General features: G+C 60.1%; 18 protein-coding genes and 1 pseudogene. 12 read left to right on the top strand and 7 right to left on the bottom strand.

The window, feature by feature from the left end; translation table 11 throughout:
• Window positions 1-159: 159 nt before the first annotated feature.
• The 5 genes from ACLGL5_RS01785 to ACLGL5_RS01765 are packed head-to-tail and all read left to right on the top strand — an operon-like array spanning window position 160 to window position 4,666.
• Window positions 160-1,311 (top strand): FAD-dependent monooxygenase, encoded by a 1,152-nt coding sequence (locus ACLGL5_RS01785; RefSeq protein ID WP_027047904.1) that lies wholly within the window; start codon window positions 160-162, stop codon window positions 1,309-1,311.
• Window positions 1,308-2,132 carry an alpha/beta fold hydrolase gene (locus tag ACLGL5_RS01780; protein WP_019863890.1) on the top strand — a complete coding sequence of 275 codons (825 nt, stop codon included), beginning with the start codon at window positions 1,308-1,310 and terminating at the stop codon, window positions 2,130-2,132. Before ACLGL5_RS01785 ends, ACLGL5_RS01780 begins: the two co-directional genes overlap by 4 nt.
• A complete protein-coding gene (locus tag ACLGL5_RS01775) occupies window positions 2,129-2,899 on the top strand; it encodes a maleate cis-trans isomerase family protein (protein ID WP_494372696.1) in 771 nt (256 codons plus the stop codon). The genes ACLGL5_RS01780 and ACLGL5_RS01775 overlap by 4 nt, the downstream gene beginning before the upstream one ends.
• Entirely contained in the window at window positions 2,896-3,585 is a 690-nt protein-coding gene (locus ACLGL5_RS01770; RefSeq protein ID WP_019863892.1) for an N-carbamoylsarcosine amidohydrolase, read from the top strand. Before ACLGL5_RS01775 ends, ACLGL5_RS01770 begins: the two co-directional genes overlap by 4 nt.
• Window positions 3,586-3,640: 55 nt before the next feature.
• Window positions 3,641-4,666, top strand: coding sequence for a 2,5-dihydroxypyridine 5,6-dioxygenase NicX family protein (locus ACLGL5_RS01765; protein WP_019863893.1), 1,026 nt, complete (start codon window positions 3,641-3,643; stop codon window positions 4,664-4,666).
• Between the two features lie 187 nt (window positions 4,667-4,853).
• Here ACLGL5_RS01765 and ACLGL5_RS01760 read toward each other — a convergent pair whose 3' ends face one another.
• The 5 genes from ACLGL5_RS01760 to ACLGL5_RS01740 are packed head-to-tail and all read right to left on the bottom strand — an operon-like array spanning window position 4,854 to window position 9,578.
• Window positions 4,854-5,774, bottom strand: coding sequence for a phosphorylase family protein (locus tag ACLGL5_RS01760; protein ID WP_019863894.1), 921 nt, complete (start codon window positions 5,772-5,774; stop codon window positions 4,854-4,856).
• A 14-nt stretch (window positions 5,775-5,788) separates the two neighbouring features.
• Entirely contained in the window at window positions 5,789-6,580 is a 792-nt protein-coding gene (locus ACLGL5_RS01755; RefSeq protein ID WP_019863895.1) for an ABC transporter permease, read from the bottom strand.
• Window positions 6,573-7,460, bottom strand: a complete 888-nt coding sequence (locus tag ACLGL5_RS01750) for an ABC transporter permease (RefSeq protein ID WP_032920945.1) — start codon at window positions 7,458-7,460, stop codon at window positions 6,573-6,575. Before ACLGL5_RS01750 ends, ACLGL5_RS01755 begins: the two co-directional genes overlap by 8 nt.
• Window positions 7,461-7,462: 2 nt before the next feature.
• Window positions 7,463-8,500: an ABC transporter ATP-binding protein gene (locus ACLGL5_RS01745; RefSeq protein ID WP_494372695.1), complete on the bottom strand. Its 1,038-nt coding sequence runs from the start codon at window positions 8,498-8,500 to the stop codon at window positions 7,463-7,465.
• Window positions 8,501-8,537: 37 nt separating this feature from the next.
• On the bottom strand, window positions 8,538-9,578 hold the full coding sequence (locus ACLGL5_RS01740) for an ABC transporter substrate-binding protein (RefSeq protein WP_494372694.1): 1,041 nt from the start codon (window positions 9,576-9,578) through the stop codon (window positions 8,538-8,540).
• Between the two features lie 204 nt (window positions 9,579-9,782).
• Between ACLGL5_RS01740 and ACLGL5_RS01735 the strand changes: the two genes are divergently transcribed.
• The 3 genes from ACLGL5_RS01735 to ACLGL5_RS01725 all read left to right on the top strand — a co-directional run bounded on the left by ACLGL5_RS01735 (window position 9,783) and on the right by ACLGL5_RS01725 (window position 12,224).
• A complete protein-coding gene (locus ACLGL5_RS01735) occupies window positions 9,783-10,781 on the top strand; it encodes a LacI family DNA-binding transcriptional regulator (RefSeq protein ID WP_019863899.1) in 999 nt (332 codons plus the stop codon).
• 601 nt (window positions 10,782-11,382) lie between these two features.
• Window positions 11,383-11,742 (top strand): HEPN domain-containing protein, encoded by a 360-nt coding sequence (locus ACLGL5_RS01730; protein WP_494372693.1) that lies wholly within the window; start codon window positions 11,383-11,385, stop codon window positions 11,740-11,742.
• Window positions 11,743-12,020: 278 nt separating this feature from the next.
• Window positions 12,021-12,224 carry a CsbD family protein gene (locus ACLGL5_RS01725; protein ID WP_199200826.1) on the top strand — a complete coding sequence of 68 codons (204 nt, stop codon included), beginning with the start codon at window positions 12,021-12,023 and terminating at the stop codon, window positions 12,222-12,224.
• 758 nt (window positions 12,225-12,982) lie between these two features.
• On the opposite strand, the gene ACLGL5_RS01720 is transcribed toward ACLGL5_RS01725, so the two are convergent.
• Window positions 12,983-13,390, bottom strand: coding sequence for a DUF427 domain-containing protein (locus ACLGL5_RS01720; protein ID WP_494372692.1), 408 nt, complete (start codon window positions 13,388-13,390; stop codon window positions 12,983-12,985).
• Between the two features lie 567 nt (window positions 13,391-13,957).
• Between ACLGL5_RS01720 and ACLGL5_RS01715 the strand changes: the two genes are divergently transcribed.
• Window positions 13,958-14,989: a L,D-transpeptidase family protein gene (locus tag ACLGL5_RS01715; protein WP_494372691.1), complete on the top strand. Its 1,032-nt coding sequence runs from the start codon at window positions 13,958-13,960 to the stop codon at window positions 14,987-14,989.
• A gap of 155 nt (window positions 14,990-15,144) precedes the next feature.
• Here the strand turns inward: ACLGL5_RS01715 and ACLGL5_RS01710 are convergent.
• Window positions 15,145-16,064 (bottom strand): annotated as a pseudogene (locus tag ACLGL5_RS01710) (hypothetical protein).
• Window positions 16,065-16,242: 178 nt separating this feature from the next.
• On the opposite strand from ACLGL5_RS01710, the gene ACLGL5_RS01705 reads away from it, so the two are divergent.
• The 3 genes from ACLGL5_RS01705 (at window position 16,243) to ACLGL5_RS01695 (ending at window position 19,939) form a co-directional block, all read left to right on the top strand.
• The gene (locus ACLGL5_RS01705) at window positions 16,243-16,515 is read left to right on the top strand and encodes a WGR domain-containing protein (protein WP_494372690.1); all 273 of its coding nucleotides are present in this window, start codon (window positions 16,243-16,245) and stop codon (window positions 16,513-16,515) included.
• A 120-nt stretch (window positions 16,516-16,635) separates the two neighbouring features.
• The gene (locus ACLGL5_RS01700) at window positions 16,636-16,989 is read left to right on the top strand and encodes a hypothetical protein (RefSeq protein ID WP_494372689.1); all 354 of its coding nucleotides are present in this window, start codon (window positions 16,636-16,638) and stop codon (window positions 16,987-16,989) included.
• Between the two features lie 277 nt (window positions 16,990-17,266).
• Complete coding sequence (locus ACLGL5_RS01695) at window positions 17,267-19,939, top strand: EAL domain-containing protein (protein ID WP_494372688.1); 2,673 nt, start codon at window positions 17,267-17,269, stop codon at window positions 19,937-19,939.
• Window positions 19,940-20,033 lie beyond the last annotated feature (94 nt).

Below are 20,033 nucleotides of genomic sequence, written 5' to 3'. Positions count from 1 at the left end.
GCATACACTATAATACTCGTATCCACGATTGTGTCAAAGCCCTCGCGAGCAACAAATTTTTACCGAGTCTCCGTTTTCTCGATTGACATTTACAGTGTGTACACTCTAAATGTGCAGATTGTCGCAGTTGTGATCTCATACGGGAGGATCGACAAGCCCATGCCAATCCAAACGCAAATTGCCGTCATTGGCGCTGGCCTCGGAGGCGCTGCCGCTGCCGGCCTTCTTCAGCAAGCCGGCTTTCAGGTCGATGTATTCGAACAAGCGGACGCATTCTCACGCATCGGCGCTGGCATCCATATGGGTCCCAATGTCATGCGGGTGTTTCGTCAGCTCGGGATGGACGGCGCTGTCGTCGCCATGGGATCGAAGCCCGATTTCTGGTTCAGCCGTGACGGGCGCTCTGGCGAATATCTTTCCCGAATTCGGCTCGGCGCGTTCGCCGAAAAAGAGTATGGCGCACCCTATGTGACCGTCCATCGCGGTGATCTGCACGCACTTCAAGTCTCGCTGCTGCGGCCCGAACACCTGCATTTCGGCAAGCGCCTCGAGGCGGTGACCGACAACGGCTCCAGAATCGACCTGGGCTTCGCCGACGGCACGCGGGTCCAGGCCGATATCGTGATCGGCGCCGATGGGATCAATTCGAAAGTGCGCGAAACCCTGCTCGGTGAGGAAAAGCCGAACTACAGCGGCTGGGTCGCCCACCGGGCAGTGATCTCGTCCGCGAAGCTGGCACGTTACGGCCTTGACTTCGAAGATTGCGTGAAATGGTGGTTCGAGGACCGCCACATGATGGTCTACCATACCACCGCGGACCGCAGCGAGTATTACTACGTCACCGGCGTCCCCCATCCGGCCTGGGATTTATACGGCGCGTTCGTGCCATCCAGCCGCGAAGAAATGCGCGATGCCTTTGCCGGCTGCCATCCGGTGTTGGACTCGCTGATCGACGCCAGCGACGAGGTCACCAAATGGCCGCTTCTCAACCGCAAGCCGCTGCCGGTTTGGAGCGAAGGGCGGATGGTGCTGCTCGGCGACGCCTGCCACCCGATGAAGCCCCATATGGCACAGGGCGCGGCCATGGCCATCGAGGATGCCGCCATGCTGGCGCGATGCCTGGGTGAAACCGGGACCAAGGATTACGCCACCGCCTTCGCCCTCTACGAAGCGAACCGCAGGGACCGCGCCTCGCATGTCCAGGCAGTGTCCAACGCCAACACTTGGCTGCGCAGCCAAGAAGATCCGGCCTGGGTGTTCGGCTATGACGTCTACCAGACGCAGTTGCGCAGCAGTGAGGCGGCGCAATGAGCACGGCAGCGGTCACAGGCGCCAATGTCGCCGCTAACGGCATCCGCCAGCACTATTTGCCTTATCACGGCACGGGAGCGCCGCTGGTGCTGGTGCCGGGCATCACCAGCCCAGCCGTGACCTGGGGCTTCGTTGCCGAAAGGCTTGCTCGCGAATTCGATGTTTACGTCCTCGATGCGCGCGGCCGCGGCTTGTCGCAATCCGGCCCAGGCCTCGACTACCACCTCGACAGTCTGGCCGACGACCTGTCCGGCTTCATCGTCGCGCTCGGTCTTTCCGGCGTGACGGTGCTCGGCCATTCCATGGGCGCACGCATCGCGGTCCGCGCGGCGACGCGCAACCCGGCCGGTATGGCACGGCTGCTGCTGGTCGACCCGCCCGTCTCGGGTCCGGGCCGGCGCCCCTACCCTTCGAAGCTTGCCTGGTATGTGGATTCGATACGACAGGCGCAAAGGGGCATGGACGCCGAGGCGATGCGCGCCTTCTGCCCGACCTGGAGCCGCGAACAGCTCGCGCTTAGAGCCGAGTGGCTGCACACTTGCTACGAACCCGCCATCCTAACCGCCTTCGAGGGCTTCCACACCGACGACATCCATTGCGATCTGGCTGATCTTTCCCTCCCAGTGGGCCTGATGGTGGCGACGCGCGGCGGCGTCATCGAACCTGCTGACGAAGCGGAAATTCAGTCTCTCAACCCAGGCATCCGTATCGAGCGCGTGCCCGACGCCGGACACATGATCCCCTGGGACAATCTCGAAGGGTTTCTAGACGCAGCCGACCGGCTGCTCGGAACCGCTCTGGCAGCGAGGCAAGCGGCATGACCATGAAACCGTTCCGGGTCGGCCAGATCGTGCCGAGCTCCAACACAACGATGGAGACCGAGATTCCGGCGATGCTTTTGGCGCGCCAAGGCATCCGGCCCGAGCGTTTCACCTTCCATTCGAGCCGCATGCGCATGAAAACGGTGAGCAAAGACGAGCTGGCTGCCATGGACGGCGAGTTTGATCGCTGCGCCGCCGAGCTTTCGGATGCCCGCGTCGACGTCCTCGGCTATGCCTGCCTGGTCGCCATCATGGCGACGGGGCTCGGCTATCATCGCCAGTCGGAGGCGCGGCTGCGCGGCCGTACGCAGGAGAATGGCGCGGACATCCCCGTCGTCACCAGCGCTGGCGCCCTGATCGACGGCCTCAAGGTGCTGCAGGCCAAGCGCATTGCCGTCGTGGCGCCCTATATGCGCCCGCTGACCGAACTCGTGGTCAACTACATCCGCGAGGAGGGGTTCGAGGTCGTCGACTGGCGCGCGCTGGAAATCCCCGACAACCTTGACGTGGCGCGGCACGATCCGGAAAACCTGCCAGGCATCGTTGCCGGCATGAACCTCGAAGGCGTCGACGTCGTCGTACTGTCGGCTTGCGTGCAAATGCCGTCGCTGCCGGTCGTCGCCAAGGTCGAAGCCCAGACTGGAAAACCGGTCCTTACGGCGGCGGTCGCGACCACCTACGGCCTGCTGAAGGCGCTCGGCCTGGAGCCGGTCGTTCCCGGCGCCGGCGCGCTGCTTTCGGGCGCCTACTGTGGGGGGCGGCCATGACACAGCCAGCAATTCCCAATGACGCCGAAACGCAGGCGGCCACCGAGAACTACAGCGGTGTCTGGGGTCACCGCATCGGCTTCGGGCGCAGGCCGGCGCTGCTGGTGATCGATTTCATGAAGGCCTACACGACCCCCGGCGCACCTCTCTTCGCGCAAGGCGTGGTGGAGGCCATCGCACGCACGCCCGGGCTGCTGGCGGCGGCGCGCCAAGCCGGCATGCCGGTGATCCATACCAACATCCTCTATCGCGCGCCGAACTGCGCCGACGGCGGGATCTGGGTGAAGAAGGCGCCGGTGATGGCGGCTCTCGTCCCCGGCAGTCCGCTGGCCGAATTCTGCGACGGCGTCGAACCGTTGCCGCGCGAACTGGTCGTCACCAAGCAGTATGCCAGCGCCTTCTTCGGCACCAGCCTCGCGCCGATGCTGCATGCCGATGGCATCGACACGGTCATACTCGCCGGCTGCTCGACCAGCGGCTGCATCCGCGCAACCGTCGTCGACGCGGTCCAGCACGGCTTCCGAACCATCGTGGTCAGGGATTGCGTTGGCGACCGGCACGCCGGGCCGCACGAGGCCAACCTGTTCGACATCAATGCCAAATATGGCGACGTCGTCGGCCTGAAGGAGGCGTTGGAAGAAATCGGGCGCGCCGCCCGGCGAACGTCGCTCGAGCACAATGTATAACCGAACCCCATGAACTGGGCCGCGACGCCGCCCGTATTGCAAAGGAGATCGCTGGATGGACCGCAACGTTCTGACTGAAATCTGCCTGCACCAGCTCACGCTCAGCCGTGTGCGCGAGGGGGAGAAGGTTATCGTGCTGTCACAGGGCGGCGAGCGCCTCGACTATGCCGACGCCTTCCTTGCTGCCGGCCAGCGCCTGGGCGCACGCATGTACCATATGCGCCTGCCCTCGCCGCTGCCTGGCAATGGCGCCTGGGCGGTCGGCCAGACCGGCCTGGCCGCCAATCCTGAGGCGGTCGAAGCGCTGAAGCAGGCCGACATGGTCGTCGACCTAGTCTTCCTTCTGTTCAGCCCGGAGCAGATGGCGATCCAGGCTGCGGGCGCGCGCGTTTTGACGGCGATCGAACCCGCGCCGCTGCTTGCCAGGCTGCTGCCGACCAAGGAATTGCGCGAGCGCGTAGAGGTCGGTGAGGCGCTTCTATCGAAGGCCAAGACCATGCGCATCACGTCCCGCCATGGCACCGACGTGGTCTACAGGCTTGGCGTCTATCCGACGGTCGGCGAATACGGCTACACCGACCAGCCGGGGCGCTGGGACCACTGGCCGGCCGCCTTCGTCTTCACCGGCGGCGCCGACGACGGCGTCGACGGCAAGATCGTGCTAGCGCCTGGCGACGTGCTTTTGCCGTTCAACACCTACGTGCGCGAACCGGTCGTCTACACGATCGAAAAGGGCTTCGTTCAAGACATCCGCGGCGGCCTCGAGGCCGAGCTGATCAAATCCTACATGGGCGAGTTCAAGGACCCACGCGGCATGGGCATGAGCCATGTCGGCTGGGGGCTCGATCATCGGGCGCAGTGGCACGGCCTGACGCAATTTCCCGGCGGCATGGGCATGGAGCTGCGCTCCTTCTACGGCAATGTAATGTTCTCGACGGGCCCGAACAACGAACTCGGCGGTCCCAACGACACCGCCTGCCACCTCGACATTCCGATGCGTGGCTGCAGTCTTTTCCTGGATGACGAGCCGATCGTCGTTGATGGAGACATCGTCATCAAGGAAATGCAGCACCGCCAATAGAGGTGACTGCCGGCACCCGATCAGCCTCAAGGCCTGAGGCTGATCTATGTGCGATATGGAGCATGACTCGTGGTCTGAAATGGGGACCGGAAGCGGACCGGACGCTTCGAGCAAGGGCGTTCAAATGCGAACTCTCAGTTCGACGCGAGCTTCGTCGTGAGCGACAAATCCAGACTCCGTCGCTGCTTCAGAACCGAGTAGAACGCTCTGCCGGCTGAGGCGACTTCAAGCCCTGGCAAGAGCATTCAGGGTCAGCTGGAAGTCGTGCCGCGGTCTCCAGCGCCACCCTCGAGGCGGTCATGGAGAGGCTCGGCAACACATGCTCCTGCAGCAATTCCTGGCGACTGCGGTCCATATAGTCGTTGAAACCGGCGGTCACGAAAGCAAGAGGCACAAAACACGCGCCGATCTCGCGCGACAGGGTCGCCTCAGGGGCGATCGAATGATTGAGCACATCCGCTCCCATGCTTCGATACGCCAAAGCCTCGGCCGGGGTTGTCAGTCGAGGCCCATAACAATGGGCAGCCACCAACTGCTGTTCGATGCCATGAACGCGGCATTCGGCTGGCCAATGACGGCGGGCCGTCTCAACCAGAACCGCCGCACATCTTTGACAGACGATCTGCTTGCCCGAGCAGTCGAAGCTCTGGCGGTTTGGAAGCAGTGAAAACGGGGTCTGCGACAGTTCGATGATATCGGCGTTCACCACCATGTCACCGGGCTGGATCGCCTTATTGACGGCGCCAACGGTCGAGCAGGACAGGACTTGCTTTACACCCGCGGTCATCAACACCCAGAACGCCCGGCGATGGCAGGAATGGTCGATATGGTCGCGGGGATTGCCGTGCGAATACATGCACAACCCACGTTTCGTTCTGCCTTCCGCGGTAGTCGAGGCATCGAACTCGAGCAGCTTCCAGTTGTCGCTGCGACCGAAAGGCGTTTCAAAACTGATGTCACGCCGCAAGGTGCGCACACCATCGAATTCGACATCTTCCGGAAAGGCCAGCCCCCAGTTTGCCGACCCGGTGATGATGGCCAATCCTACCTGAGGTATGTCCGCTGAATGATCGGCCGGCGCACCGGCTGCGTGCAGATTTGTGAGCATGTTTCCAATCTCGGTCAGGATTTTTGGCGTAAGGTCACGATCAAGACGACGACCACGACGATAGCGGTCCACACCGTTGAGATCGCCGCGATGGTCGGATCGATCTGATCGCGCAGAGATATGAACATGAGTTTCGGCAGCGTGCTGTTTTGACCACTCGAGACGAAGATCGAAATCACAGACTCGTCGAGTGACGTCAGGAAGGCCATCAATATGGCCGACAGCAGACTGATCCGGAGCTGCGGGACAATTATGCCGCCAATGGCTCTCGCCCAGTTCGCGCCTAGGCTGCGCGCCGCCTGAACCTGGTTCCAGTCAAAGCGGGCCAGAGCGGGCAGCAGCACAATGCACACGACAGGAATGGCCAGCACCACATGCCCAACCAGCACACCGAACAGCGTTCCGACCAGATGTTGCGCCGCCAGCACAAAGAAGAGACCGATCGCAAGCAGGATTCCTGGGACGATGGACGGGCTGAGCAGAATGCCCTGAATGGCAACAGCGGCTTTTCCGCCGAGACGATTTATCGAAATGCAGGCCAGCAGCGCAAAAGGCACCGCGATCAACGCCGTCAACGTCCCAAGGATCAGGCTGGTTCTGAGCGCAGCCATCCATGTTGCCGAGCCGAAGAAGTTCTCGTACCAGCGCAACGAGTAGGTGTGCGGCGGAAACTCGAGCAGATTGGACGCCGAAAAGGAAAGCGGCACCACCACGAGCGTCGGCAACATCAGAAATGCCATGACGAGAACAGCAAAGCTCCAGAGGAGGATGCGGGCGAGCCTGTTGTCCGGATAGGCCTCAAGCATGGGCCGCACCGACTTTGTTGCGCGCCATCAGTCGCCTTGCCGTCAGCAACATCACACCGATCAGCGCCATAAGAACAAGCAGGAGAATGCCCAGGACGCTCGCCGAACCCCAATCCTGAAAGGTCGATAGCGTGCGCTCGATCCGGGTGGAGAGAGGATTTACCTTGCCGCCGCCCAGCACGGCCGGCGTGATGAAGAAGCCTAGCGTATAGATGAAGACGATGATCGACCCCGAGAAGATGCCGCCGGCCGAGAGAGGCAGAATGACCGTGCGGATTGTTTGGCCGAGAGTGGCGCCCATGCTCGCCGCCGCGCGAACGAGGTTTGCGTCGATATCGCGCATCGCGGCATAAACGGGCAGCAGGAAGAGTGGCAGCATGTAGTGAACCATGCCGATGAGCGTTCCGGTGAAGTTGTAGACCAGCGGTAATGGCTCCACTGTCAGGCCTGAACCCGTCAAAGCCGCGTTGATCAGACCATCGCGCCGCAACAGCACGAGCCAGCCATAGGTGCGCACCAGAATGGAGGTCCACAACGGCAGCATGACGAAGGCCATCAGCAAATTGGCCACCCTTGGTCTGGCGCTGGCCAGAGCGAGCGCCAGGGGGGTACCGAGAAGAATGCAGGCCGCCAGCGTGCCCAGGGACAGTTCGAGGGTTGTGACGAGTGCCGACCATGTCAGCCCGCTCGAAAGCACCTTCTCGTAGTTGCCGACGGTGTATTCGCCCCCCGTGGTCAGGAAGGATTGCCGGATGATCCATAGGATGGGCAGTATCGCCGCCAGCCCAACGATGAACAGCGCTGGCAGCGAAAGCGAGAGGAAGAACTGCCGCTCTCGTCGTGCGTCTGCCGCGAGCGCGGGATCCGCCATGACGGTCACGCTCACGCTCTTGCTCCCGGTATCGCGTGAACTTTGGCCGCCGATGCATACACGGTCAGCCGCTGACCGGCGGCAAGCTCGGCGCAGCCGCCGGCAAGTGCTGACGGAATGCAGACAAGAACCTCCTGCCCATCATCAAGCGCCAGCGTCAAAAGCCAGTTCTCGCCGCGAAACGCCTTGGCGCGCAGCATTCCGTCGAGCGCCGCTCCGTCTCGCCCGACGAGCTTGACATCCAGGTGGAAGCTTTCCGCGCGGATCATCAGGGTCTCGCGAAACGCATCGCCGCCGTCGATTGTGCGCACCGAGCCCGGGGCCAGAATGTTGGCCTCGCCCATGAATTGCGCGACGAAGCGGGTCGATGGACGATCATAAATTTGCTGTGGCGTGTCGATCTGCTGGATGCGGCCGGAATTCATCACCGCAACCCGGTCGGACATGGTCAGCGCCTCGCGCTGGTCATGCGTCACATAGATCGTGGTGATCCCCAGGTCATCGTGCAGACGCCGGATCTCGTACTGCATGGTTTCGCGCAGGTTTCTGTCGAGCGCCGACAGCGGCTCGTCCATCAACATCACGCGTGGTTCGAAGACGATGGCTCGCGCCAGCGCCACCCGCTGGCGCTGGCCGCCGGACAGTGCGGCAATGTTGCGCTCCGCCAGACCCTCCAGCTTCACGCGAGCCAAAGCATCAAGCGCCCGCTGCCGGGCCTCCGCTTTCGGCGTCTTGCGTAGCGCCAACGGATACTCGACATTCGCCAGGACGTTCATATGGGGAAACAGCGCGTAGCTCTGGAATACGATGCCGATGTCGCGCTTGTTGGGGGCCAGACGGGTGATGTCCCGATCCGCCAACAGGAGCTTGCCGGAATCGGGCCGGACAAAACCGGCCAGAGCCATGAGCAGCGTGGTCTTGCCCGACCCCGACGGCCCCAGCAAAGTGAGGAATTCGCCAGCCTGAATGTCGAGCGAGACATCATCCAGCGCGACGTAGGACCCATAGGCCTTGGACACGCTGGCGATGGTGATCGGGAGCGACTTCATGATGGGCTCGAACGTCTAGAGCTGATGCACCATAGACTCAGCGACTCATCATTTCATCGAAAGCTTTTTGAGCGGCCTCGCCGTTCTTGACCCACCAGTCAGCGTTCGAAAACACCGAGGTGCCGGCGTTTTCAGGCGCGGTCGCCAGGGTCTTCAGACGGTCCTTAGGGATAAGGCCACCCTCATAGCCAGCAGGGTTGACCGGGCCATAAGCGATGAAGTCGGTCAGCTTCGCCACGCGCGCGGGCTGTGTCATCGCCGCGATCAGCTTCATGGCTGCTTCCTTATTCGGCGCCCCCTTCGGCACTCCGAGACAGTCGGTGCCAATGACGGAACCCTTGAACGTGTAGTCGGCCGCGCCGCCATCTTTTTTCACAGTCTCTGCCCGTCCGTTCCAGGTGATGACCAGATCCGCCTCACCGTCTTTCAGCAACTGCGCAGACTGAGCGCCCGAGGTCCACCAGACCGAGACATTCGGTTTGATCGCTTCAAGCCGCTTGATGGCGCGCTCCAGACCTTCCGGCGTGCTGAGCACGGAATAGACGTCCGCGGGCGCCACGCCATCGGAGAGCAGCGCGATCTCGATCGAGTCTTGCGCATTGGCGCGCAGGGCGCGACGGCCCGGGAATTTGGCAACGTCCCAGAACTCCGCCCACGTCTTCGGCGGGTTCTCGCCATAGGTCTTGGTGTTCCACGACAAGACGGTGCCATAGGAGTCGAACGGATAGCAGTAGTCTGATTTTGCGCCCTCCGGCACGGCCTTGGAATCGATAATCTTGTAGTCGAGCGGCTCCAGCAGTGATTGCGCGGCCGCCTGTGCGCCTTCCGGTGAGCCTAGATGAATGACGTCGGTCGTGACAGCACCCGAGGTGACCTGCATCTTCAAGGCGGCCAGGCCGTCGCTCAGGGTCTCTTCTCGAACATCGTAGCCAAGCTCTTTTGCAGCAGGGCCCCACATGGCTTCCTTGATGGCGTTACCATAGTCGCCGCCAGCGGTCGTGATGGTGACCGTCTGGGCATGGACGGGCAAGGCAGCCGAGATTGCGAATGCTGTTAAGGAAATGCGTAGCCAGGACATAGGTTCTCCTCCCTAGAATTATTAAATGGCGCTCAAAAGAGCCATCTATTTTTAATCGTAACGTTACGGTTGCACTTAATCGAAACCAGAGTCAAGATGCTTCCGTGAAGGAGTTTGAATTGACCGGGACATCGAATCCGGTAACGTCACGAACGCTCCAGCAAAATTCAGCCAGCGCTTTTCGCAAATAAAAGTCAGGACAGAATGGCCAATCTCAAACAGATCGCGGCGGAACTGTCCCTCTCGGTGACCACGGTGTCGCGCGCTCTGAAGGACGGGCCAGAAGTCCTTCCCTCGACCATAGCCCGCGTCAAGGAAGCGGCAAAGCGGGTTGGCTATGTGCCAGATCATCATGCTCGTGCGCTCAAAACCGGTCGCACACTGGCGATGACGGCAGTATACCCGATGGAGACACAAGACCATCTGTCCGATCTGTTGAAGCTTCCCTTGATCGAAGGCATGACGCTGGCGGCGCGGCACGCCGGTTACAGTCTGTCCATCTATTCCACCACTCCCGACGACGATCCCGTTGAGAGTGTGCAGCGGCAGCTTCAAGCGCGCAGCGCAGATGGACTGATCATCACGCGCATGGTGTCGGGCGATCCGCGCGTCAAGCTGCTGCTGGACCAAGGCATGCCATTTGTCGCTTTCGGGAGAACCGACCTGGACGTCGCATACCCCTATGTCGATGTCGACAACGAACAGATTGCCTACGAGGCAACCCGACGGCTGATGGATAAGGGCTGTCGACGCATTGCACTGCAACTTCTCGTACCGGAGGATCAGGCGAGTGCCATGCGTCTTTCCGGGTATCAGAATGCGCTGGCGGAGGCCGGTATTCCGATCGACCAATCGCTGATCGGCCATGGCATGTTCACCATGGAATCGAGCGCCGCCTGGTTCGATCGCCTGCTGGGGTCGTCAAATTCGCCGACAGGCTTGGCATGCGCCAACGAACTGGGCCTTCTTGGGGCGTTACACGTTCTTGGCAAAAGAGGTCTTGTGCCGGGGAGCGACGTCCACATTGTCAGTCGTGACAGCACGCGACTGGCACGCTTCCTGCCGGCGAAAATTGGCGTTCATTCTGTCGACATGGCAGGGGTCGGGCGTACACTCGTCGAAGTGTTGGCGAGGCGGATCGCTAATCCGCTTGGGCCGGTGGAGACGATCTTGTTCAAAGGTGAATTCGACCCTGGCGAATAGTCGGACCAGAGAAGTCGGGCTTGAGACGCGTCAAGGGCGCTAGCGCCACGCCACCATGCCAGCAGGCAAATATATCGAAGGGCTTCGCAAGACTACGATCTACGGTATAGCTGAAGCCAGCGACGCCTCGCCGACTGCCGTCTGCATGAGGAAAGAAAGGGCATCGGATTAAGCGCGGCACGACAAGCCGTATTCTAAGGCTGGGGGCCGAAAGGGGGGCTCTCCAACCTGTAGGCGTGCGCGGTTTGGCCTCCTGATGGGTTGGGGCAAAACCTTCTTGAAACCGGCCTGTGCCGGCAGTTTCGTGGTGAAGCTCGACCCCTAGGACGCGTCGTCGTTATGATTGCTGCGTTTGAAGCGGCCATGATGACAGCCTCCCGCCGTCATCAATTTGAAGCGATCGTTCCCTCGTTGGGCCCTAAGAGCTACGCTCCTTCAGAGAAGGGCTGACCATGATCACGTCAGGTTTCGGACGCTCCAGTTCGACCGGAGCGCAGCCAAGCTCCGCTGAAAAACATACGTTGAGTAGACAGGCTGCCGCACGCCTGAATATTTGCAAAGACGGCCTGGATTTCTTCCCAGCGTATCCAACTTCAAGGAATTGGCCTTTCTCCTTCACCAATCAATCGAGCAGGCCTATGCGGTGTTGTTGCTGGTTCTAACGAACTACAGCCCTGCTTTTCACAACATCAAATTTCTTCGCAGCCTCGCTGAAGATCAAGCACAGGAACTTGCCGAAGTTTGGCCCCGCGACCAGCAGTGTTTCATAGCTTGGCTCAACATCATCAACGTGGCTTATGTGAAAGCGCGCTATTCGAGGCACTTCGAGATCACTCGCGAAGCGCTTCAGTGGGTTGCAGTGCGGGTCTCCGACCTGATCGGTGGTATCGAAATGATTTGCCAATCACGGTTTGAAAAGTTGAGGAATGAGGCGAACACGGCTGTTCAGCGAGCGGGTTGATTTCGCGATTGCCAATTCCAGACTGTGTGTTATGCAACTTATTGCTGTAGCGGCTATTAAAGATGCGACACTTGGGCAATTTAGGGGCCCTTTCCGCATCCCGGGCCGGTCCAACCTATGGGAAGGAAGGTTGACGGCTTCGTCGATAGACGAATACGCGCTGCCCATGATTCATTCGGCAATACGCGGGACTTTCGTGGCTCGGGCTCGGCACCCGATTGCCTGGAACTTCCGCAGCAAAACGACGTTCGATCCTTTTTCGAATGAAGGAGGTCGTGATGGACTGGAACCGCGTTGAGGGAAACTGGAAGCAGGTCAAAGGTAAGGTCAAAGAACAGTGGGGAAAACTCACGGATGATGACCTTGATCGCATCGCTGGCAAACGCGATCAACTCGAAGGTAAGATCCAGGAGCGCTACGGCATCGAACGCGACCGCGCCCGTCGGGATATCGACGACTGGTACACCAGGCAAGACTGGTAGGAGAACAGCCCGCCGCCCTCTGTGGCGGCGGGTTATCTGCTATGCGTCCGAGACCTGCAGCGAGCCAAGCCGGTCCTCCGGAGCGCACCAGATTAATACAAATCCTATTTGAATCCGTACCGCCGGCGGTCCTAGCAGAGCGATAGGCAAAAGCCCGCCGCCTGCAAGGTCTCACGGAGAGCAAGAAGGGGACAAGTGCGGCCCCAATTTCCCAGCATGACTGTGTTCCAAATGCGGACCCGTCGCGCAAAGCGGTGCCGCGCGGGCAGTTAGGAAAGCGTGCCGTCATCATCGCGCTCGGGCGCTGACCATATGGCTGGCCTGCATCAAAAACTCAGTTGTTCGTTGACTTGGAGGATCCTATGAACAATCCGATTTTCGACCGCTCTGTTTTCGTGCGCCGGTAATCTGGTACGGGAAATTGCTGATCTCGGGACGCCCTGGGATTCTTGTACGAGTGGCTCAATTCGGCCCTTCGACAATCCTGAATAAACGCCTATTTAGACTCGATCCCTTGCTCAATCTCTACTTGCTCAATCTCTATTCCGATCGACTCGCCCTCACCGTGGACTGCATCTCGATCCCAGTCGTTGGTCTTATCCGGGGTTTTAACAGCGGCCTTCCGGCTAGTACGATCCCTGTCCTTGCGAGGCTTTTGTCCCGGAATATCGCGCGATGATTTTGGGCGCATTGATTAGTTCCTTTGCTGTGTCCACATGCCAAAACATGTCCGGCATTATCAGCTTCCCATTACATGACTATTCGGGGAGGTGCGGGGTATGCTGCTTGTCCTCGGCCGGATCGGCGTCGATGCGGGCCTTGTGCGGGTCGAAAGCGCCGTGCCGGGCGATGGCCAGGGCGGCCGTTTCGGGAGTCTCGTAGGCCCACATGAAATTGTCAGCCGATGCACCGGCTGCATGCACGCGCCAATAGCCGGCCGTGCCCCATGCGGACTCCGAGGTGGCGTTGGTTTTCTCGAAAAGCTCGAGATAGATGTCCTCGAACGGGACGTAAAAGACCGGATCTCGCCCGTCTTCGTAGAGCATTTTTGCGCGCTCGCTTGACGCAACAATGGCGTCAGAGAATCTGACCGTCACCGTACCATGAAAGGGAAGGATGGCAGGCGCGGTCGGAGGATACTCGGGACTCGCTGGTGAGGTTTGCATTCTAGCACTCCTTGACTGCGTGTCCTGGAAACGTCGTGCAGCCGTGCCAGTTCCTGCCAACGGCGCAATTGGCGCAAAACCTTTTACACTACCTCTGTTCCTAGATGTTCAGTCCCGGCACTTTGCTGGATCAGGTCGAGTTCGAAACCATCCCGTTGTCGATGCCCCATCGGACTCGCAGGTCAAACCTCGAGGTGCGGCTCATGCGGGCGAAGTTGTAAGCGACGGCGACTTGGCGCGACGATTGCTTGGCTCTCGTCGTCGTAAGAGCGCTTGAGGATGGCGCCTCTGATGGTCCGGTTCATTCTTCTTCGAGGTGGCCTAGAGGCAGCGTCGTGCGACAGCGTCATTTTGCGGCGGAAAGCGACAATGACCGCGGCCTCCAGAATTGCGAGCATCGCCGATGCCGGTTCTTTCGGGGCCGGTAGGCAGGTCGGCGAGCGATGCTCGCCTCTTCCATCACGACATCTTCTGGCTGATAGCGAAGCGCCTGGCCAGAGCCCCAGCGTATCCGAGGCCCGTTAAGCCGTTGGAGGAGCCTCATGGGACGGAACCATATCGGCCTTGATGCGTCATAGAAACAGGTTCTGGTGGAGTGCATCGATGGTCAGGCTCCTTCTCGTCGCGGCTGCGGCGCTTGCCCTCACTTGCGGCGGGACAGCGGCGGCCAAGCTCGACCTCGCCACTGTCAATCAAGCGCAATTCTCAGCCGAAAGATCGAAAGGCTTCAGCCCGGTTATCCTGAAGGCGCAGATACTTTTGGATCGCGCCCGTTTCTCGCCAGGCATGATCGAGGGCCGCTTCTCAGAGAACGTCGCAAAGGCCATCAGGGCCTTTCAGACTGCGAACGGATTGTCCTCCGACGGCAAGCTTACGCCGGAGACCTGGGACAGGCTGACGGCAACCTCCACCAACCCAGTCGTGGTGAGCTACGAACTGACACGCAAGGATGTGAGCGGACCCTTTACCAAGCGCATTCCGGCGCGCATGGAGAAGATGGCCCGCCTGCGGACGCTCGGCTATCACAACGTGACGGAGAAACTGGCCGAGCGCTTCCACATAAGCGAGCAATTGCTCAGGAGGCTCAATCCGGGGATCGGGTTCATGAAGGCCGGCACTAAGTTGCTGGTTCCGGATATTGATCGGGGGGATTCTCCAGCCAGGATTGCCGGCATCGAGGTCGACAAGGGCGCACGCCTGGTGCGCGTTCTTGATCCTTCCGGTAAATGGCTCGCGGTCTTTCCCGCTTCCATCGGCAGCGCCGAGAAGCCGGCGCCGAGTGGCGAGGCGGAGGTCAAACGCGTCGCGCGCAACCCCACCTATCACTACGATCCGCACTTCGCTTTCAAGGGGGTCAAAGCCAAGCGGCCGTTCACGATTGCGGCCGGACCGAACAATCCCGTGGGATCGGTCTGGATCGATCTGTCCATCGAGAGCTACGGTATTCACGGCACGCCCGAACCGGGCAAGATCGGCGCGACCTTCTCGCATGGCTGCATCAGGTTGACCAACTGGGATGCCGAGGACCTCGCGTCCATGGTGCAGAAAGGCACGAAAGTCAGCTTCAAGGACGAGACGGCGAACGCAGGCGGCGAGTAGCTCGTAGCACAAGGATGCTCGGCGAACGGCGGGCCGGCTCATGAGCATACGAAAAAGTTCATATTTTTGCCCACCGCTGTTCGTAATGCTCCAGGACCTGGTGTTCCTACCTCGCCATATGTGAACACAGACAGTTACCGAACGCCCGATGCAAGTCAGCCAGTCGTCTTAAGCTTGCGACATGGATTTTTCCGTTCAAGGCTCCGGGAATTTCGACGGGAGCGACCTCAGTTCGGCAAGCGCCGGCTGCCACCAGCCGCGCAAAAGTTCGTCCGCTGCTGGCGGATGGGGTGCGGGCCATGTCCTAACCAACTCGGCGAGCGTAGCCGAACGCCACCTACCCCAAATGCAGTTGCCTTCTCGATGCATTGCGTTTGGATAGGAAGCCATCAAGTCCGATGGCTCAACAAGTTCACCCGTCACTTGGATGAAAACGACGATACCGTATTGCGCTGTCGCAACCGGCCGACCAAGCGGCGGCAATCTCGGCTGGCAGTGGATAGCGATGACGCCGACGTTCGGCAATCCACTTTTTCGAGGCCTTGTGAGCTTCAGTGTCCCTTGCGGCTTCTCGGCGTCGCTTCCTTTCTTCGGGCTCGGCATGTCGGGCAGCCTTTTCGATGCTCGGCCATCGGCGCTGAAGCTCCTCGAACGAACGGAACGGCACCCGGCAGGCTCGCAGCTCGTCGTCCCATCTTGCCCACGGAATTGCCCGCAATTCCTCAAGGACGGTCTTCGAATAAGGCGTGCGAACACGCAGGTCATCGGAAACCTACAGATATGCGCTCGAAATCGGATCGAAGGCGAAAGCATCACGACCCTTACTGTCGCCGTGGAGAGCGAACAACTCTGCCTCTTGCGCCAACCAGCGGTCGATCCGCCGCGTGGTCGTCTTTCCGGGGACGAACCAACTCTTGCGCTCGTCACTCCGCCTCGCTCGGGGAAAGGCGCGCCTAAATCGCTCGATAGCCATTCTATCGAACGCAAAGCGAGCTTCGCCGCCGTCAGCATTCCCCTTCCGTGGCACGTGATGAGCGTTCGAGCGTTCGCATCGTCCTGATCGTTTCGTTGCCATGAACGCCTTCCGCGGCCTTTAGGTTCACGAGCATTGACCCACATTGGACGGGTCAACTTGACGTGAGGAGCGCCACAGACGTGCCCCACCAAACGCATCAGCATTGTGAATCAATTGGGCGTGATCGATTTATCGAACTCGTTGGACGCTGCGGCGCTCGCGAGCGAGACTCCGCAGCATGCTTACCCCAGTGACACGACCGGCCCATCTGCACCGCATTGACGACGCCCGCAACATGGCCAGGTTCTATTCGCTGACTATTCAACCGACCCTGTTCGGTGGCGCATCACTCATCCGCAACTGGGGACGGATTGGCACGAAGGGCCAAATCAAAATCGAGACCTTTGATGAGCCACAAGAAGTCGACTGCGCGTTTATTCGGCTTGAGCGCGCAAAGCGACGGCGAGGCTATGTTGACCCCGGCAACGCCGCCGCAGGTTCACATCGGTGACTGGCGCGGCTAGCGACAACTCGCGCAGCAGAGGCAAAAACAATGTCTTAACCTGGCGAGCGGCGGCTTCGGCCTAAGGCTGGAAAGATCGACAGGTACGTCCGGAGGGCGCGCTTTCCGATGTTGTGTCTCTGGTCGTTCAATGACGATTTAGAGCAGATCTATGGCTCTCCGATCGCAATCTGGAAGCACCGGGTCGACAACGTGCGAGGCTACGGAAATTGGGAGCAGGCACCACGTCGCCGAAGGAGATCCAGCTCTCTCGCAGCCGCGTTCAAGGTCTTGCTTAGAAGCCTCAGCCTCATCGGCGCGCCCATGCGGGAGCAGAAAGACCGCATTCCGATCGCCGACACTGACCAAATCGGCCTCAGAGATCGCTCGGTGCAGAGCGACGAGATGACCGACGCCTCAGCGGGATGCGGTCATGCACGCCGTTTGAGCGTCGCCGGCCGCACGGGCGTCGACATCGCGTGATCGAGGCTCTTTTACATCTCGCGGCGCGCCCGTAAAATCTTGCTCTCGATTTGATCGGACCGACCGATGCGCCAGGCAAATTCCCAATGACTGGCACATGGCGAGCTAATTCTTAGGCGACCCCGATTTATCCACGATTAGTACTTTGGGCATAACCTTTGCCACTTCAGTGTACGACCCAATCTCTCTTTGCACTGATCCAAAGCACGACCGGCGGAGGAACTGTTTGGTCAGGAAATTGTCCAAGAGCCCGGCCGCAACGTCCGAGTCGACAGGTATGGTGGCACTGGCAAAACTCGCCGCCGGCTCCTATGAAACTCTCGAGCGGGAGCTTCAGGCCACAATCAAAGATCTTGAGGCGCAGGCGCTGCGTTACGAGACGGCGATCAACAACATTTCGCAAGGAATTTGTTTTTTTGATAGTGACGAGCGGCTCATCTTGTCGAATTGTCGCTATGGGGAAATCTACCGTATTGCGTCCGAGCAACTACAACCGGGCCTGACATTAAGTGAACTTGTCGGACGCCGCTTAGCCGCCGGGACATCATCCATGGCGGCCGACGCCTATCTGGCGCTGGCCCGCTCTGTCAATTCGGGCACCACTTCGAGGGTCTGGACGGCCAAACTTGCTGACGGTCGAACCATCAAGGTCTGCCATCAGCCTATGCCCGGCGGCGGTTGGGTCTCCACGCATGAGGACATCACGGAGCTTGCCGCCAGCCGACAGATCGCTGACGAGCGTATCACGCTGCAAACGCTGATCGATTGGGTACCTGACTATCTGTGGGTCAAGGATACCGAGAGCCGCTTCATCGTGGCCAACAGGGCTCTGGCCCTCGACAGTGGCCGAGACAAGACCAGTGACATGATCGGTTTGACCGATTTCGACTTGCATGCTCCCGAACTTGCCCGGAAATTTCGCCTCATCGAGCAGAACGTCCTTAGCAGTGGACGACCGATGATCGACGAAGAAGAGTTTGTCGTCGATGCCTCAGGCGCTGTAAAATGGCTCTCGTCGACGAAAGTCCCGTTGCGAAACGTCAAAAATGAGCTCATCGGTCTGGTCGGCATCGCCCACGACATCACGGCCCGCAAGCAAGGGGACGTCCTGCGTGAAGGGCAAGCGCAAATCCTGGAAATGATCGCGATGAGCGCGGCGCTCGAGAAGGTGCTCGACCAGCTCATGCGCCTCGTGGAATCCCAGTTGACGGGAATATCCGGTTCCGTCTTGCTGCTCGACAAGGACGGCATCCACTTGCGGCACGGCGCGGCGCCGAGCCTGGCGAAAGAATATACCGCTCTGATCGACGGAATCGCTGTCGGCCCCAAGGTCGGTTCCTGCGGAACCGCCGTTTACCGACGGCAACCCGCCATTGTCGCCGACATCATGCAGGATCCCCTCTGGGAGGACTACCGCCAACTGGTGACCCCCTACGGCTATCGTTCGTGCTGGTCGACCCCGATCCTGTCGCATCAAGGTGACGTGTTGGGTGTCTTTGCGATGTATTCGATGACGGTACGCGAGCCCGTCGAGGCCGAGACGCGCCTTATTGAATTCACCACCCGTATCGCCGGGATCGCAATCGAGCGCAAACTGGCTGAAGATCAGATCCACTTCCTGGCAAACCACGATGCCCTGACACGACTTCCAAATCGAGCCTTGCTTGAGGACCGGCTATCGCAAGCGGTCCTGTACGCGCAGCGATACGACCGCTGGGTCACCGTGGTGTTTGTCGATCTGGACAATTTCAAGCTCGTCAATGACACGCTCGGCCACAATGCCGGAGACGAACTCCTGAAGACACTCGCCAGCCGTATGGTGGAGTGCGTAAAAGCTACCGACACGGTTGTGCGGCTTGGCGGGGATGAATTTGTCATCGTGCTGTTCGACCAGCCTACGAATGTCGATCTCATCTCGGAGTCCTTGCAGACGATCCGGGAAGCGATTGCCGCGCCGGTCCATATTGCAGAGCATTGCCTTAGGACGACGGCCAGCATCGGCATTGCAAACTACCCCAAGGATGGGGAAAACCCGCAAACGCTGCTCGCCAATGCCGACGCGGCCATGTATCGGGCGAAGGAATTCGGTCGCGACAATTTCCAGTTCTACACTCCCGAATTCAATTCGAGGGCGCATGAAAAATTCGTTCTCCAAGGGGAGTTGCGAAACGCTCTGGTGCGTTCGGAATTCACCCTTCTCTATCAACCCCAGATCGATCTCCGGTCAGGGCGCGTAATCGCGGTAGAAGCGTTGATCCGCTGGACCCACCCCACCCAAGGCGTGGTGGCGCCGATGACGTTCATTCCGACCGCCGAGGAAACAGGTCTGATCGTGGCGATCGGCGACTGGGTTTTGCATGAGGCCTGTCGACAGAACAAGGCTTGGCAGGATGCCGGTCTTCCCCGGGTGACTATCTGTGTAAATGTGTCGGCACGGCAATTCAGGGAAAGGAACCTGGTCGGCCGCGTGGTCAATGCGCTCAGGGACAGTGGGCTGGAGGCTAGATATCTCGAACTGGAGGTGACTGAAAGCCTCATCATGCAGGACATCGAGCTTGCGGTCGCAACGATGAACGAACTGCAGGAGCTGGGCGTCCAGATCTCGATCGACGATTTCGGCACGGGCTATTCTAGCCTCAGCGCACTTAAGACGTTTCCGGTGGCCCGACTGAAGATCGATAAATCCTTCATCGACAACGTGGCTGAAGACGAAAACGACCAGGCCGTTGTCAGCGCCGTGATTTCGTTGGGTCAAAAGCTGAACATGAGGGTTATCGCCGAGGGCGTCGAAACCGACCAGCAGGTGGCCTTCCTGCTCAAGAACAACTGTGATGAGATGCAAGGCTACCACTACAGCAAACCGGTCGAGGCTCAAGCGATCGAGAAATTGCTGAAGGCGGCGGCCTGGCCTCCAGTTCATCCCCGTCCCCGCCAACAGCAGCCGGACTGAAACGCCTGCGCGACCGAGCCAAGCGCCGCGATGCGCTTGTCGAGCCCCTCCCGGAGGCGCCTCGGGATCCTATCCACCGCCGTCAACGCATTGA

This window comes from Mesorhizobium sp. U510 (assembly GCF_059180695.1).
The sequence above is the reverse complement of the archived record's forward strand: the minus strand, read 5'-3'. Positions and strand labels throughout refer to the sequence as shown.

What these genes read in the sequence shown, in the direction of transcription:
- ACLGL5_RS01785 (WP_027047904.1), top strand. Translation starts at nt 160, where the DNA reads ATGCCAATCCAAACGCAAATTGCCGTCATTGGCGCTGGCCTCGGAGGC.
- ACLGL5_RS01765 (WP_019863893.1), top strand. Translation starts at nt 3,641, where the DNA reads ATGGACCGCAACGTTCTGACTGAAATCTGCCTGCACCAGCTCACGCTC.
- ACLGL5_RS01775 (WP_494372696.1), top strand. Translation starts at nt 2,129, where the DNA reads ATGACCATGAAACCGTTCCGGGTCGGCCAGATCGTGCCGAGCTCCAAC.
- ACLGL5_RS01715 (WP_494372691.1), top strand. Translation starts at nt 13,958, where the DNA reads ATGCGTCATAGAAACAGGTTCTGGTGGAGTGCATCGATGGTCAGGCTC.
- ACLGL5_RS01760 (WP_019863894.1), bottom strand. Translation starts at nt 5,774, where the DNA reads ATGCTCACAAATCTGCACGCAGCCGGTGCGCCGGCCGATCATTCAGCG.
- ACLGL5_RS01780 (WP_019863890.1), top strand. Translation starts at nt 1,308, where the DNA reads ATGAGCACGGCAGCGGTCACAGGCGCCAATGTCGCCGCTAACGGCATC.
- ACLGL5_RS01705 (WP_494372690.1), top strand. Translation starts at nt 16,243, where the DNA reads ATGCTTACCCCAGTGACACGACCGGCCCATCTGCACCGCATTGACGAC.
- ACLGL5_RS01770 (WP_019863892.1), top strand. Translation starts at nt 2,896, where the DNA reads ATGACACAGCCAGCAATTCCCAATGACGCCGAAACGCAGGCGGCCACC.
- ACLGL5_RS01725 (WP_199200826.1), top strand. Translation starts at nt 12,021, where the DNA reads ATGGACTGGAACCGCGTTGAGGGAAACTGGAAGCAGGTCAAAGGTAAG.
- ACLGL5_RS01745 (WP_494372695.1), bottom strand. Translation starts at nt 8,500, where the DNA reads ATGAAGTCGCTCCCGATCACCATCGCCAGCGTGTCCAAGGCCTATGGG.
- ACLGL5_RS01700 (WP_494372689.1), top strand. Translation starts at nt 16,636, where the DNA reads ATGTTGTGTCTCTGGTCGTTCAATGACGATTTAGAGCAGATCTATGGC.
- ACLGL5_RS01755 (WP_019863895.1), bottom strand. Translation starts at nt 6,580, where the DNA reads ATGCTTGAGGCCTATCCGGACAACAGGCTCGCCCGCATCCTCCTCTGG.
- ACLGL5_RS01695 (WP_494372688.1), top strand. Translation starts at nt 17,267, where the DNA reads ATGGTGGCACTGGCAAAACTCGCCGCCGGCTCCTATGAAACTCTCGAG.
- ACLGL5_RS01740 (WP_494372694.1), bottom strand. Translation starts at nt 9,578, where the DNA reads ATGTCCTGGCTACGCATTTCCTTAACAGCATTCGCAATCTCGGCTGCC.
- ACLGL5_RS01720 (WP_494372692.1), bottom strand. Translation starts at nt 13,390, where the DNA reads ATGCAAACCTCACCAGCGAGTCCCGAGTATCCTCCGACCGCGCCTGCC.
- ACLGL5_RS01735 (WP_019863899.1), top strand. Translation starts at nt 9,783, where the DNA reads ATGGCCAATCTCAAACAGATCGCGGCGGAACTGTCCCTCTCGGTGACC.